The organism is Streptococcus parasanguinis, assembly GCF_001578955.1.
Classification (GTDB): Bacteria; Bacillota; Bacilli; order Lactobacillales; family Streptococcaceae; genus Streptococcus; species Streptococcus parasanguinis_U.
In genome coordinates this window covers 509,593-511,089 of sequence record NZ_KQ969689.1, presented here as the reverse complement: position 1 = coordinate 511,089, position 1,497 = coordinate 509,593, and the positions used below count along the sequence as shown (strand labels likewise).

Here is a 1,497-nt window from a genome sequence, read left to right as displayed (position 1 = left end):
ATTGTTCAACTGGATAATCTGCTGGATCTAAGCGCAGGTTTCCTCCTACCACGAGTTGGGATAGGTGCCACCCAATGAGGGGACCAGTTGTGAGGCCAGACGAACCAAGTCCACTGGCGACATAGAGGCCTACTTGATCAGGAACAGCTCCCCAAAATGGTGAAAAGTCACTGGTGTAGGCACGGGTTCCCACGCGCTCCCCGATAACTTCGGCTTGAGCGAGTTCTGGATAGTAGGCCAAGGCTTCTGTTTCCATCTGATTCAGCAAAGCCTGATCCACCGTCAGGTCAAAGCCCATCTCATTCTCATGAGTGGCTCCCATACTGATCTTGCCCTTCTGAAAGGGAATGATATCCAGCTCTCCTTCCGGCATGACCACTGGATAATCAGCAATATCTCGGTCTAGCTGATAATCCCTCAACTGTCCTTTTTGAGGACGGACATCAACTTGGTAGCCAAGTGGCTCGAGCATTTGACCCAACCAGGCTCCTGTTGCCAGGATGACTTTGTCATAGCTTTCTCCTGCTATCTGAAAACCATCCTCTGTAATAGCCAAAGCAACCTCTTCCTTAATCAGTCTTGCGCCACTGGCTTCAAGGAGAGTTTCCGTTAGAAGGGCTCCCTCTACATGGGCCCCACCTGAGGCATAAAGGAGCTGTTCAAAGCCTTGTAGACCTGGGAATTGTTGGCACACTTCTTCTTTGTTTAAAATCGCTAAGTCTCCGATCAAGGGAGATTCTTCCCGACGACTCAGCGCCAACTGATAGAGTTCGTCTAATTTTTCTTCCTTTTTCTTGAGGAGATAGACGCCGGTCTGCTGGTAAAAATCTGTATTAATTCCGTCCTTGGCCAGGTCTTCTACCAATTCTTGGTAGAAATCAGCCCCCAGACGAGCCAGGCGATACCAAGCCTTATTACGCCGTTTGGAAAACCAAGGGCTAATAATGCCTGCCGCCGCCTTGGTTGCTTGGCCGACTCCATGGTCATAGACAGTCACATCCACTTGTGCTTCTTTGGATAAATAATAGGCTGCAGTGGATCCCACGATCCCTGCACCAATAATCGCAACTTTCATCATGACCCCTTAGATATGGTAAAAAGGATTGGTGCTGGCTTGACTGCCAATCACTTCAATCTCCCAGGCTTCCTCAGCCTTCCACTGATTGAGCTTTTCTACTAATTTTGACACAAAAAGAACTTCGATATGGTGTCCTGGATCCAAGGCCAAGAGCCCATCGCTCAGCATGTCCTGAGCCGTGTGGTAGTAAATATCTCCTGTGATATAGATCTCTGCTCCCTTGGCGAGAGCATCCTTGTAAAAGGACTGGCCACTTCCTCCACAAATGGCGACGCGCTCAATGACCCGTTCCAAATCAGCCTGGTCATAACTGACCAAGCGCAAAGCATCTAAGCCGAAGGTTTCTTTGACCTTGTGAGCCAACTGGCCAAAGGTTTGAGCGGGTACCCGACCGATGCGACCGATTCCGAGCCCTTCCC

The 1,497-nt window shown here is 49.8% G+C and carries 2 protein-coding genes; both read right to left on the bottom strand.

What is annotated here, in order from left to right; translation table 11 throughout:
• On the bottom strand, positions 1 to 1,075 hold a 1,075-nt coding region (locus tag SPADD19_RS02385; RefSeq protein ID WP_164905820.1), incomplete at its 3' end, for an NAD(P)/FAD-dependent oxidoreductase.
• Positions 1,076 to 1,084: 9 nt separating this feature from the next.
• Positions 1,085 to 1,497 (bottom strand): Nif3-like dinuclear metal center hexameric protein (locus SPADD19_RS12460; RefSeq protein ID WP_241496423.1); only part of this gene is annotated, 413 nt, incomplete at its 5' end.